Here is a 14059-nt window from a genome sequence, read left to right as displayed (position 1 = left end):
CCTTTTCTTTCAAACACAGCTTTCCGTTGCAAATCTTAGAACTGCACAATCTCCTCAATCGGCTCTGCCTTTTCCACGTAATCTGCATAAAGCATCGGACCTTCACCCTCATACTCCGGCATATACTCATATTCTACGCGGGCACGTACTTTGACCCAGTCTTTCGTCTCAAGCAGACGGGCATTTTTTGCCTTGCACATGAAACCTAAGAACGTCATATCTGCCTCGCAACAGGTCATCGCCATACGTCCAGGAACAAAGTTGTTCTTCGGGAAATCCGGGGTTTTCAGTACCATGCCGGTAAATTCAACGGTCTTTCCACGGTAACGGTCCGGTTTATCCATCGCATCAATATACCAGATACCATATGCCTCCGGCGGAATCTCGATCACTTCGGCATTGACATCAAATGGAAGATCCGCTTCGGTCACTTCCTCAATTTCGCCCTCTGCGTCCTCAAACACGATCTGAACCTGCGGGTTCATGCCCTTTAAAGTACGGCGGTATACATCCAAATCCTCGATCTCGTCGCAACGGTTCATGATAATCATTTCCGTGTTGCGGACCATGGCACCAATCAATGGTTTCATGTTCTGCAGGTATAAATCAAATGTGGAACCATCGATGATCGTAATCTGCTGATACAGATCCCAATCGTTCGGAAGTTTCAGGGCATCCAGATTCCACATACCGTTCCACTCCATCAGAACTCGCTCCGGATTGTAAAGAAACTCCAGATCCTGTAGGTATTCCGGCGTCAGCTTTTCCGCTTCCTCTATATAAACAACCGCTGTATGAGTCTGCTTTAAAAGCTCCTCATCATACTCTTCCTCGCCCTCTTCGCAGACAATCAGAAGTGTTTTTCCTTCGGTCTGGAAATAATCCTGCTGCATTGTAAATTTAATAAACTGGGTTTTTCCAGCTTCCAGAAAACCATTGATGAGAAACAACGGCATCTTATCTTCATTCATAGTTCATTCTCCTTGTATTTACGCGTTGAACGCTGCCTTCAGACCCTCTTCGTCCAGCTCGGCACCGATCACGCACACCTTTCCGGTAAAATCCGGTGCTCCCTCACGGATCTCAGCCTGCTCCGGAACCATATCAAAATGCAGCCATACGCCCTTTTCTTCACTCGGAACCATGCCTTTCGCACGCAGAACCTCGCCGTATTTATCACCATAAGCCAGATCATCCAGAATCTTCTGCAGATCTTCTTTCTTCATCACGCCGACATTCTCCAAGCCCCAGCTTGTAAATACATCATCTGCATGATGGTGTCCTTCGTGATCGTGGTGGTGGTCATGGCAGCCACAGCCACACTCGTCATCATGGTCATGATGATGGTGCTCATGATCGTGATCATGACAGCCACAATCGCAGTCATCGTCATGGTGATGATGCTCGTGATCATGATCATGGCAGCCACAGTCGCAGTCATCGTCATGGTGGTGATGCTCATGATCGTGGTCATGGCAGCCGCAATCGCAGTCATCGTCATGATCATGATGGTGATGATGCTCATGCATATGCTCTCTTGCCTCTTTCATCAGCTCCTCTGCCATATCGTCTTCCTGCTCGATCATCTCAAGAAGCTGTGCGCCGGTCAGCTCGCTGCATGGAGTGGTCACGATGGTTGCCTTTGCATTGTGCTGGCGAAGCATCTCAACCGCGCCCTGTACCTTCTTCGGATCCGCTACATCGGTACGGCTTAACACGATCGTGCCTGCATTTTCGATCTGGTTGTTGAAAAACTCACCGAAGTTCTTCATATACATACGGCATTTGTTGACATCTACCACGGTAACCGCACTGTTTAACATAACCTCAATCTCAGAAGCTACATTTTTTACTGCATTCATAACATCAGACAGCTTGCCGACGCCTGACGGCTCGATGATAACACGATCCGGCTGATATTTGGTCAGAACTTCCTCGAGGGAACGTCCAAAATCGCCGACCAGAGAGCAGCAGATACAGCCGGAGTTCATCTCACGGATCTCGATGCCAGCGTCTTTTAAAAAACCGCCGTCAATGCCGATCTGTCCAAATTCATTTTCAATCAGAACGACTTTCTCGCCTGAAATTGCTTCTTTTAAAAGCTGTTTAATAAACGTAGTCTTTCCTGCACCCAGGAAACCGGAAATAATATCAATCTTTGTCATTTTACTTACCTTCTTTTCTGTACAAATGTGTACTGACTGTAAATCATTGTCCGCCCGGTACCTGGCATCCCGGCAATGCATAGCTTTACATCGCCCGAATCTGCCGAAGTTCCGATCAGCCACTTATTATTTTACACAAATACCTAGTAAAGTCAAGCATCGGCAAAATCCCGTTACTGGGCGCGTGTGAACAGTAACTTTTTTAGCCTCACGTATATGCAGCCTTTTTGAGACCAAAAACGCCCTATAAAGACACAGTAATCGTCCGCTTCCAGCTCGCCCCAGCATACACTGCCGTGATAAGCTCTGCCAGCCAGAACGCGTGCCAGACACCGATAGGACCGATGATCCGGCTGAGCACAAATGCGATCGGAATGATAATCACAGCATAGCGCATCAGGGAAATTTTCAGAGATTTAAGTCCCATTCCAAGTCCCTCAAACGCGCCAGAAGCAATGACGGAAACCGTTGACATGACAAAGCCCGGGCTGATGAGCCGGAGCGCCGTTCTGCCGATCTCCACCGTCGAAGGCGTCTGCGTAAACAGCCCCATCAGGAAATCCGGCACCAGCTCGCCAAGCAGGGTTCCCGCTGTCATGATAATGCCAACAATCATGAAGGCCGCGCGGAAGATCTTTTTCACCCTCTCCTGCTCGCCTGCACCGTAATTGTAACCGATCAGCGGGCGCATTCCCTGCACCACGCCGCTGGCTCCCTGATAAAGCAGTGCCTGCAGCTTGTAGTAAACACCCAGCACCAGAATATATACCTGCGAAAATGGTGCCAGAATCGCATTGAGCGCCGTCAGAAGCAGGGATGTCAGCGCCATATTGAGTGTTGCCGCGATTCCGACTGAATACATACCGCCGCAGATCTCCTTCGACGGACGCATTTCCCGCAGCGAAATCTCCACATTTAACGGTTTCACATGGTTTAAAATCAAATAAAACAGCAGCGACGCCGTCTGCCCGATTCCTGTCGCCCACGCCGCACCGCGGATTCCCAGTTCCGGCATGGGGCCTAATCCAAAGATAAAGATCGGGTCCAGCACGATATTGACGACGCATCCAATCAAGACGGCTGCCATCGATATTTTCATCTTTCCAACCGACTGGTAGACCTTTTCATATGCCATTCCCATCGTGTCGATCGTTGAAAACAGAAACACATTGCAAAAATACGTCAGTCCGTAGGAAATCGTTACCTCATCGCTCGTAAACATCCGCAGGAAATACGGAATCACCGCCATTCCTAAAATCGTTAAAATCATTCCATGTAAGGCACTTAAAAATACTCCCTGCGATGCTGTCTGGTTCGCCATCCGTGTTTTTCCTTCGCCAAGGCGTCTCGCCACCATCGCATTGATACCAACGCCAAACCCAACCCCGGCTGCGTGCGCGAGGTTCTGGATCGGATAGACAAGCGAAACCGCCGTCATCGCGTCCTCACTGATCATTGCCACGAAAATGCTGTCCACGATATTGTAGAGTGCCCCGGCGATCATCGATATGATGACCGGGATTCCCATCGAAAGCAGCAGCGGGACAACTGGTTTTTCTTTCATGTAGGTCTGATCCATTTTTCCATCTCCATTCCTTTTTTATTTTTCACTTTTCATGAGCGTTTCTGACACATTCTTCGCAGAAAAAAAACACCTGGGGTTCTTCTGCAAAGCATTTCTTATCAAATAAAAAAGAGACTACGGACTTTACTGTTTATCTCAGAAACAGTACAAACCCTATAGTCTCTTTAACGCTTAGACAAGCTATTCGATTTTCGTTTTCTATCGCCGACCAGCAACTCCGCAAGCTTTTGCTGGCGATCTGCCCATTCCGGCAACCGGATATTATTATAACCGCAAGCCATTTTATTTGTCAACCACTCCCCGGCAAATTCCTGCTGCCACCACGTTTTCTTACGGCACTTTCGGTTCCAAAAGTGCCTACCCGTGAACAGAAACATGAGCATACAGAATGTGTATGTTCTACAAAAAACATCCTATTTGCGGGCAGTAGCAGCTATCCCTCTCTGTATCAGCGAAAAGAGCAGAAACGCCGCCAGATCCACCACAACAACGCTCGCGCCCGCCGGTGTTGAGTACGTGTAGGACAGCACCATTCCTCCAAAGAAACAGATCAGCGACAGAATCCCCGATGCGATGACCACCCCCCGGAAGCTCTTAAACACCCGCATGGAGGTCAGAGCCGGGAAAATAATCAGACTGGAGATCAGCATCGCGCCCATCATCCGCATTCCAATCACGATCGTGATCGCGGTCAGAACCGCTATCAGCACGTTATAGAGCGATACATTGACGCCGGTCGCCTTGGCAAAGCTCTCATCAAAGGTAACCGCAAATACTTTGTTATAGCAAAAAAGATATAATCCAAGCACCACCATGGAAAGCACCGCCGCAAACTGGACATCTTCCCGGCTCATCGCGAGAATGCTTCCAAACATATAGCTGCTGACATCGGTCGTCATACCGGTTGTCAGGGAAGTTACGATAATACCGATTGCAAGCGCACTGGCCGAGATCATCGCAATCGCAGCGTCACTCTTTACTTTTCCATGTTCCGTGATCCGCAGCAGGAAAAATGCCGCCAGCACGACCACCGGAATCGAAACCTTTAAAGGTGACCAGCCTGCCGCCAGTGCAATCGAAAGGGATCCGAACGAAACATGGGATAAACCGTCTCCAATCATTGAGTAGCGTTTGAGCACCAGGCTGACACCCAGCAGAGAGGCGCAGAGAGAGACTAAAAGACCGCCGATCAGCGCCCGCACCATAAACGGGTATGATAACATTTCAGATATAATTCCCATCTTCTACACCTCCTTCTCCGCATTTCTGTCTTTCAAATGCTGTTTCGTTTCAGAATCAGTTTCCGAACCCATTTCCGGCTTCTGCATCTTTCTGATTCCATCCTTCTGCATCGGCACTCCGCATCTGTGCCCCAGAGTTGCCAACTCTTCCCGTCCCAGGAAAGAATGAGCAATCTCACTCTTCACATATTCTTTCATCGTACCCCAGAACAGCGGCTTCTGCCGCATCTGCAAAATTTTTCCTCCCTGATGCACAATATTTGCCATATCATGGGAAACCATCAGGATTGCAACCTTTTCTTCCTGATTCAGTTTCCGGATCAGCTGGTAAAAGTCCAGAATCGCCGACGGATCGAGTCCCGTGATCGGCTCATCAAGAATCAGCAGCTTATCCGTCGCACAGAGCGCCCGCGCGATCAGAACACGCTGTTTCTGACCGCCGGAAAGCTCTCTGAAACAGCTTTTTTCCAGATCACGGATTCCCAGACGATCCAGATTTGCCCGCGCCTCTTTCTTTTCTTTCATCGAATAAAACGGGCGGCTGCCGCGTTTTCCCAGGCACCCGGAGATAACCACCTCAAACACAGTCGCTGGAAAGTCCTTCTGCGCGTCGGTCTGCTGCGGCAGGTAACCAATACCGGCTTTTTTTAATTCTTCCGAATATTCAATCCTGCCCGAAGTCGGTTTTAAAAGTCCCAGAATGCCCTTCATCAGGGTACTTTTTCCCGAACCATTTTCCCCGACAATGCAGATGTAATCGCCCTCATTTACCTCCAGGTTCACATCCAGCACCGCATCCTGGTTTTCATAACCAAAACCTACATGCTCACATTTTAAGAGTAATCCCATCTATAATTCCTTTCACTACTGCTCTACTCTTCTATTGTCATAAACATTCACCATGGCTAAAGACTTTTCCCATAATCATCTATTCTTTTTATGACAATCCCTTTTTCAAGTTCTTTACGTTCTGCTCCATCAATTCCAGATAGGTAACGCCCGAATCAAACTGGTGTCTCGTCACATTGTGGCAGGAGTGGAACAACAGTGGTTCCGCGCCCGTCTCTTCCCCTATGATCTCCGCCACGCGCGGGCTGGAAAGCTCCAGGTAATAGACGGCTGGTATCTGTTCCTCCCGCACCTTATCGATCAGGTAGGCGATCGTCTTGGCACTCGGCTCCGTATCCGTACTGCATCCTGAAAATGCCGCCCTGTATTCCAGCCCATACTCATCGAAAAAGTACCGGAGTGGAAATTTATCACCGAAAACGATGAGACGGCGCTTGGCATGGGAGACAACTTCTCTGAATTCTGCATCCAATTCCGTCAATTTATCCTGATAGGACGCGCAGTTTTCCGCATAGGAAGCCGCGTGCGCCGGATCTTCCTGTGCCAGCACCTCCGCCAGCACGCCGGCCAGCTTTTTCGCATTGACCGGGGATGTCCAGATGTGCTCGTCATATTCAATCTCGACGCCGTGACCATCGTCCTCATCCAGATACTCCTGAGCGTGATCTTCATCATGAACCGCCACATCTTCCACATCATGCTCATCCTCGCTGTGAATATGCTCTTCTGTGTCGTGTTCTTCTTCACTGTAAACATGGTCCTCTGGCTCATGTTCTTCTTCACTGTGAGCATGATCTTCCGACTCATGATCGTGATCACCCGCATGAACTGTTCCATCCGCATGAACATGCGTATGTCCATGATCGTGCGCCTCTCCATCTTCCATGCCCTCGACGATCTCCTCCTGCACTACATCCACGCAGTCCATCATCGTCACGACGCGCTTCGGTCCGATGCCTTCCCCGAAGGAATCAAGCACCTGCGAAAGCCACTGTTCCATCGTACCGCCGTTGCAGACTAACAGATCTGCATTCTGGATCGTGATCATGTCCGCCGGCGTCGGCTCGAACGAATGACTGTCCATGCCCGCCGGAACGACCATCGTCAGCCGAATCGAATCCCCGGCAATCTGCCGGAGAAAATCGTAATACGGAAATAGCGTCGTCACAACGTTTAAGCGCGTATCACCAGACGCATCTGCCCCTTTTAACGGATTCGACGATGAATCAGACGATGCAGTTCCCCGCCGTGGCGTACACGCTGTAAGAACACAGGAAAAGGCAATCAAAAAAGCAAGCATCCATGATATCCATTTACATTTAAATCCATTCTTGTGTTTTACCATATTTCTTTTTTACCCTTAACTTCTTCTATTTCAGTAAATGTTTTTCAATAAACATTTCGAATTACTATTTCAAATATCATTTTCTTTCACAACTGTTTCTCTTTTCACAGCTATGAACAAACACAGACACTACTCCATTCTTCCATGTGACTCATTCTTTTTCTTCACAATCTCCGCTACTTCCGACGGATGTGCCACAATATACTGCGGGTGGCAGCCTTCCAGCTCTTCCCGGTCACGGAAGCCCCAGAGCACGCCGACCGTGTCCATTCCGGCATTCAGCCCAGTTTCCATATCTGTATTCGTATCGCCCAGATACAGACACTCTTCCTGTTTTATACCCAGTTCCCGGCAAATGGCGAACGCCCCGTCTGGAGCCGGTTTTTTCGGCGTTCCCGCCTGCTCGCCGCGCACCACATCAAAATATCCTTTCCCAAAGAATGTCTCAATATTCACAATTGCCTGCTCATGCGGCTTGTTCGAAAGGACAGCCACATGTACACCCATCTCTTTTAACGACGCCAGCAGTTCCCGGATACCGTCATATGGCTCTACGTCTTTCAGGCAGTATTTAGAGAAATTCTCCATATAAATCGGAAGCGACGCTTCATAATGAACCAGCTTCTCGTCCCCCGCCAGCACCAGCGCGCGCTTCATCTGCATCCGGTATCCATTTCCCACGATCCGTTTCGTTTCCTCCGGTGTAACATGGCGCAGTCCGAATGCATCCAATGTTAAATTTGTCACATAAGTCAGCGCATAAACCGTATTTAAAAGAGTTCCATCCAAATCAAATATACATAAGCGGTACATTGCGTTTCTTCCTTTCTGTTTCCATCTTTTCTTGTAACTTTCTATCCCCTCACAGCCGATTCATACTTTCACAGCTACAGGCAATCATCCATACAAACTCCTCTTCGACCAAACATATCGCCCCGCAAATCACGATGTTTCCTGCCTCTCCTTCTGCATCTGCTCTTCACGCTCCCGCTTCGAGAACACGCATCCGCAGTAATTCTGACGGTATAGATGATACTGCGCCGACAGCTCGATCGAGCGCTTATATCCCTCTTTTTTCTTGAAATCCGACGGCAGAAATGCCACATGATACTCTTCTCCCATCGCCTGCCCGATCGTATTGAGGCGCCCGGCATTTTTGAGCGGACTGATCGTGAGGGTCGTCGTGAACCAGTCATAGCCGCCCTCGGCTGCCAGCTTCGCCGCTTCCCGTAGGCGCATCTCAAAACAAATACCGCAGCGCTCGCCGCCCTCCGGATCCTTCTCATGCCCCCGGACTGCCTCATAGTAGCATTCCGGGTCGTATTTTCCTTCTACAAACCGGATCGGATGCACCGCTGGAAGCTCCCGGATCAGCCGCTGTACCTCCTCCGTGCGCGCCTCATATTCCTCTTTCGGTGAAATATTCGGATTGTAGTAGAACACCGTAATTGAAAAATACTGCGACAGATATTCCAGCACGTAGCTGCTGCACGGCGCACAACAGCTGTGGAGAAATAAAGTCGGAACTCTGCCGTCCCGGACTGCTGCATCCAGCACTTTTTCCATTTCTTTCTGATAATTCCGTTTCGCCGTCTGTGTCTTTCTGGCTGGCGGATTTTTCATTGGTTCCGACATTTTTCTCTCCTCTTTCTATAAGTTCCCATCTGTCCGTGCATTTTCCTTCCAGCACGCGATATTTCTATCCGAAACGCTTCTTTCCTGACAAACATCATTTCCATCCTTAGACGTCATATGAAGATATGCACAATAATTCATATTCTCCAAAACTTGAAAAAGCAGCCTGTACCCACGGACGGGTACAAACTGCTTTATCTTTTTATTAAACCTTTCAGGAAATTCCAAACAAATTTCCCTTTTTACCAAAATGATACAACTCTTACAGGAAATCGCGAATCCGCTTGCTCCGGACCGGATTTCTTAATTTACGAAGTGCTTTTGCCTCGATCTGGCGGATACGCTCTCTCGTTACGTTGAATGCTTTTCCGACCTCTTCCAGGGTTCTCGGATGTCCATCCTCCAGACCAAACCGGAGAATAATAACCTGACGCTCTCTCTCCTTCAGGTCTCCAAGCAATGCATCGATGTGCTCACGCAGCATAACAGATTCTACATTACCTTCCGGCGTTACCACGTTGCCGTCCGCTACGAAATCACCCAGATTGGAATCGTCTTCCTCACCGATCGGGGTTTCCAGGGAAGCTGGCTCACGTGCGATCTGCATGATCTCCATGACCTTATCCTCGGACATGCCAAGCGCCTCGGACAGCTCTGCCACCGACGGCTCATAGCCCAGTTCCAGCGTCAGCTTACGCTGCATCTTGGACATCTTGTTGATCGTCTCTACCATATGCACCGGGACACGGATAGTTCTCGCCTGATCCGCCAGAGCCCTTGTAACAGACTGACGAATCCACCAGGTCGCATATGTACTTAACTTATAACCCTTTGTATAATCAAACTTCTCAACGCCCTTAATAAGACCCAGATTGCCTTCCTGAACCAGATCCAGAAAGCTCATGCCGCGTCCTGTATAGCGCTTTGCAATGCTGACAACCAGGCGCAGGTTTGCCTCAATCAGGCGCTCTTTTGCATTCACATCACCCTCTGCTTTGCGCTTTGCAAGGCGGATCTCCTCCTCCGCGCTCAGAAGCGGAACGGTACCGATCTCTTTCAGGTACATGCGGACCGGATCTTCCGTGCCGATTCCCTCTAACAGATCGATCGCATCCAGATCGATATCCTCTTCCTCGTTCTTGAGGAATTCATCATCCACATCATCATCGAGCATCGAATCATTTTCCTTGAGAATCGAATCATCGATCACCTCCGGAATGACATCAATATTATTCTGCTCCAGATAATTGTAAATCTGCTCCATCTGCTCTGTCTGCAGATTATCGCCCATAAAAAAGTTATTGATCTCTGTCACGTCCAGCGCGTTCTGCTTGGACTTTGCTAACTCTACCAGTTTCCTTAACTTACCTAAAAAATTTTCTTTCTCCACGAATTAACGTCCTTTCGATTTATTTCGCTTAGAAGTTTCTTTATATCTAACGTGATATTGTCCCTCGATTGTTTGTGTGCTCTTATTTCCCTGCACCTTTCCCTGCAATATCCCGAAAGTACATTATATACGATTAAATTCTATTTTTCAACAATTTTCGAAATTTTTCGATCTATTTCTATTTAGGCAGTTACTGTTCACGCATACGTGCCCAGCAACGCAATTTGCCGTGGCTTCGCATTTAAATACGGCAAATTCCTGCTGCCACCACGTTTTCTTACGGCACTTTCGGTTACAAAAGTGCCTACCCGCGAACCGTAACTTCAGGCACCCTGATCGCAATCTCTCTTGGTTTATTTTCAATCACGACCTCTGTCTGACTTCCACCAAACTCACCGTCCAGCGACCAGTCCACCAGCTCCTCCGACTGTACCGTCAGTTTCGAGGTGCGGAACTTGAATACGCATTCATTTTCGCCCTCTCTCTGAATCAGATAAGCAGCAATACTTGCAATGTCAAGCGGCGTGCGCGGTTTCCGGACCAGAAGCACCTCAAACTCCCCGTCATCCAGCGCCACGTCCATACCAACCAGTCCTTTAAAACCTCCGATCGAGGTCGTATTGGTCACCATTCCCAGAATAAATTCCTCTTCCAATTCTCTCTGCTCCCCCAGATGTTCCCACGTAAGGCGCATCCGGTAGGATTTAAGCCCTGTCAGGCGTTTGATGGCTTCCAGCATATATGCCTGATGCCCCAAAATATTTTTCGTCTCCTGCGGGGTCGAATAGGATACCTCCGTAAATGCTCCGAACGCCGCCACATAGACGAAATACCGGTTTTTGCCGAATATACCGACATCGACCAGAAATGGTTTTCCCAGCGCAGCTGTCTGCGCCGCTTTCCGCATATTTTTCGGAAGTCCCAGACTGGATGCGAAATCATTCGTGGAACCCGACGGGATATATCCTAACTCCGGGCGCTTTTCCGGGGTGATCGTCATCAGCCCCGATACCACCTCGTTGAGCGTACCGTCCCCGCCGCTGCACACGACCAGTTCCTTCGTTTTCGCACGTGCCGCCTGATACTCCGCGTCCTTCGGTCCCTGCGTAATATAAACAGACGGTCCATAGCCCGCCTTTACAAAACTATCTAAAATTTCAAGAAGACGACTTCGAATCTGTTCTTTGCCAGATCTCGGATTGATGATAAAAAGCATTTTTTTCATAATCGCCATTTCTCCTGTTTCCCCACACTAACAGTATTTCATATTAATATATTTGTATACACGCGAAATGCATTGGGGATCGGATAGCGATCCTGCAGCTCCGCCCGGCGCACCATCAAAACTGTTTTATCCTGATAGCCGGATGCCCGTTTCAAGCGGATTCTGCGTCCACACATATGCCATTCAACATGGGAAAAAATGTGGACTGCATCCGGCAGATCCTCGGTTTCCCTGATATCCGCCTCCGCGATCCCCAGTTCTTTCGCTGCCTCCGCCGCACTCTTTTTTCCGTCCAGATTGACATATTCGTAGAGGGACGCCAACAATCCCTTGCTGCTGCGCTTGCGGATCGCCACCGTATCCTCCCACTCAATCAGGCAGACCGTTTTTTCCTCGATCCGGCGCGGCTTTTTCGGCGGCTTGACCGGATATTGCTCCTCCTCTCCCCGCCGGTGCGCCAGACAAAGGGATTCCAGCGGGCACTTCTCACAGAGCGGACGTCCGCCCGGGATGCAGACAAGCGCGCCCAGTTCAATCCATGCCTGATTATATTCACCTGGATGAAATAGCTCTTCTGACCGTAATGCCGTGGAAACCTCACCGGCATCATCACCGGCTGACAAATAGGAATCTCTTTCCTCCGTCCGGCGCACAAGTTCCGCCTCCAGGCGCCGCTCATATTTCTTTCGAAGCGCCGGCTTCGTGCTGTCCTGTGGGTCAGCAAACAGGCGTGTCAGAACACGCACCACATTTCCATCCAGCGCCGGAGCCGGCAGAGCATACGCGATCGACGCAACTGCCCCGGCTGTATAACTTCCGATGCCCGGAAGTTTCAATATCTCATCCCGCGACGCAGGCATCTGACCGCCGTAGTCTTCCATCAGGCAGACCGCTGCCTTTTTTAGGTTCCGGGCTCTGGAATAATACCCAAGTCCCTCCCACAGCTTCAAAAGCCGCTCTTCGTCCACCTGCGCGAGCGAGGTGATGTCCGGGAGTGCTTCCATAAAACGGGCAAAGTACGGTTTGACCGCCTCTACCCGCGTCTGCTGCAGCATGATCTCCGAAATCCAGACCGAATACGGTTCCGGATTCTCCCGCCACGGAAGGAGCCGCCGGTTTTTCCGGTACCAGAAGAGCAATGGCGCGCCGGATGCCGCCAGCCTCTCTTCTTCCGCATAAGGTATTTCCCCCTCTAAAGGCTTCAACGACGCATAAAAATCTTTATACATATCCGTAAATGCCCCTGACAGATACCTCTCCTGAGATCACTTTGCACACCTTTCCGTCTTCTGTGCGGACCAGCAGTTCGCCCATCTCGTCAATTCCGAGCGCCATGCCCGTATACTCATTGCCCGGAGACAGGACGCGCACCTGTGTACCGCAGTTTGCCAGACGGCTGTTATAAACGTCCATCAGGGATTTTAGGTTCTGGTTTTCCATGAATTTATCATAATATCCCTCATACGCACGCATGATCGCGGCGATAAGCTGGCTGCGGCGCACTTCTTTTCCTGTCTCCAGATACAGAGACGTTGCCACATCCCGAATTTCCTCCGGGAACTCGTGATTTGCCACGTTGATACCAATACCAGTCACGATATAATTAATACACTCTAATTCCGTGCTCATCTCGGTCAGGATACCGCAGACCTTCTTTCCATTGACGACGATATCGTTCGGCCACTTGATCTTTGCCTCCAGATCACAAACCTCCCGAATCCCGTCGGCAACTGCCAGAGCCGCCACCAGCGTCAGCATCGACGCGCAGGTCGGAGGAAGCTCCGGGCGCAGAAGCAGGCTCATCCAGATGCCGACGCCATGCGGCGCCGCCCAGCTTCTTCCGCGGCGTCCCTTTCCCATCGACTGATAATCCGCGACTGCCAACGTACCGTGCGGGGCATCTTTCTCCGCCGCTTTCTTGATCTCGGTATTGGTTGAATCTGTCTCGTCAAAATATAAAATATTTTTTCCAGCCCACTCGCTGTCGATGCTGCTCTCCAGCTCTGCCTGGCTGAGAACATCGCCCAGGAAACGCAGCCGGTAACCGCGGTTCCGAACCGCCTCTATCTCATATCCTTCTGCCTCCAACTGTTTGATAACTTTCCAGACTGCCGTCCGTGATACATTTAAACGCTCACAGATCTCCTGTCCGGACAGGTAATCATCCGTTTCTTTTAACATTCGCAAAACTTCTGTTTTCACTTTTATTACCCCCACCATATTGTAAGTGTACTGACAATACATAAAAGGAACAATCCTGCTCCCACAGCCATCAGGATCATTCCGCCGGTCCGCAGATGCTTTCTTCCCCTTCCCCGGCGATAGCGGTCATAGCCATTGGCAAAATTCAGTACCGCCGCCAGAAGAAAGATTACCGGAAACAAAATCCGGTTTTCATCCGGGTTCAGAAACGCAAGAACCGCAAATATCACGATCAATATACCCACTACGATATGAAGCATATCCAGGGCAAACGCGATATTCGCGCTTTTCTTTCTTTTTTCCTGCAAGTTCAACGCATCCACTCCTTACTTATATTCGCAAACAACAGCCTCATTCTTCATATAGTACATAGCTTCTTGCATATACCCTTTCATCAACATATATGGGTATACATATCACTA

General features: G+C 49.5%; 12 protein-coding genes and 1 pseudogene. All 13 read right to left on the bottom strand.

What is annotated here, in order from left to right; translation table 11 throughout:
- Positions 1–35: 35 nt before the first annotated feature.
- Entirely contained in the window at positions 36–971 is a 936-nt protein-coding gene (locus tag DWV73_RS08550) for a GTP-binding protein (protein ID WP_117796423.1), read from the bottom strand.
- A gap of 18 nt (positions 972–989) precedes the next feature.
- Complete coding sequence (locus DWV73_RS08545) at positions 990–2165, bottom strand: CobW family GTP-binding protein (RefSeq protein ID WP_107000154.1); 1176 nt, start codon at positions 2163–2165, stop codon at positions 990–992.
- A gap of 244 nt (positions 2166–2409) precedes the next feature.
- A complete protein-coding gene (locus tag DWV73_RS08540; protein WP_117796422.1) occupies positions 2410–3744 on the bottom strand; it encodes an MATE family efflux transporter in 1335 nt (444 codons plus the stop codon).
- Between the two features lie 419 nt (positions 3745–4163).
- Positions 4164–4991: a metal ABC transporter permease gene (locus DWV73_RS08530; RefSeq protein WP_117796421.1), complete on the bottom strand. Its 828-nt coding sequence runs from the start codon at positions 4989–4991 to the stop codon at positions 4164–4166.
- 147 nt (positions 4992–5138) lie between these two features.
- Positions 5139–5840: pseudogene (locus DWV73_RS08525) on the bottom strand (ABC transporter ATP-binding protein); the annotation flags it as partial.
- Between the two features lie 88 nt (positions 5841–5928).
- The gene (locus tag DWV73_RS08520; RefSeq protein WP_117796420.1) at positions 5929–7185 is read right to left on the bottom strand and encodes a metal ABC transporter substrate-binding protein; all 1257 of its coding nucleotides are present in this window, start codon (positions 7183–7185) and stop codon (positions 5929–5931) included.
- A gap of 129 nt (positions 7186–7314) precedes the next feature.
- Positions 7315–7998, bottom strand: a complete 684-nt coding sequence (locus DWV73_RS08515; RefSeq protein ID WP_107000160.1) for an HAD family hydrolase — start codon at positions 7996–7998, stop codon at positions 7315–7317.
- A 129-nt stretch (positions 7999–8127) separates the two neighbouring features.
- Positions 8128–8808: an epoxyqueuosine reductase QueH gene (locus tag DWV73_RS08510; RefSeq protein WP_181357178.1), complete on the bottom strand. Its 681-nt coding sequence runs from the start codon at positions 8806–8808 to the stop codon at positions 8128–8130.
- Positions 8809–9082: 274 nt separating this feature from the next.
- Positions 9083–10210, bottom strand: a complete 1128-nt coding sequence (rpoD, locus tag DWV73_RS08505; RefSeq protein ID WP_022359808.1) for an RNA polymerase sigma factor RpoD — start codon at positions 10208–10210, stop codon at positions 9083–9085.
- Between the two features lie 304 nt (positions 10211–10514).
- Complete coding sequence (locus DWV73_RS08500) at positions 10515–11435, bottom strand: YegS/Rv2252/BmrU family lipid kinase (RefSeq protein WP_117796419.1); 921 nt, start codon at positions 11433–11435, stop codon at positions 10515–10517.
- A 38-nt stretch (positions 11436–11473) separates the two neighbouring features.
- Positions 11474–12664: an A/G-specific adenine glycosylase gene (locus DWV73_RS08495; protein WP_117796418.1), complete on the bottom strand. Its 1191-nt coding sequence runs from the start codon at positions 12662–12664 to the stop codon at positions 11474–11476.
- Positions 12657–13637, bottom strand: coding sequence for a biotin--[acetyl-CoA-carboxylase] ligase (locus tag DWV73_RS08490; protein ID WP_107000163.1), 981 nt, complete (start codon positions 13635–13637; stop codon positions 12657–12659). The genes DWV73_RS08495 and DWV73_RS08490 overlap by 8 nt, the downstream gene beginning before the upstream one ends.
- 5 nt (positions 13638–13642) lie before the next feature.
- Positions 13643–13897: a DUF6637 family protein gene (locus DWV73_RS08485; protein ID WP_181357179.1), complete on the bottom strand. Its 255-nt coding sequence runs from the start codon at positions 13895–13897 to the stop codon at positions 13643–13645.
- Positions 13898–14059 lie beyond the last annotated feature (162 nt).

This window comes from Clostridium sp. AF12-41 (genome assembly GCF_003461685.1).
Lineage (GTDB): Bacteria > Bacillota > Clostridia > Lachnospirales > Lachnospiraceae > Otoolea > Otoolea fessa.
The sequence above is the reverse complement of the archived record's forward strand: the minus strand, read 5'-3'. Positions and strand labels throughout refer to the sequence as shown.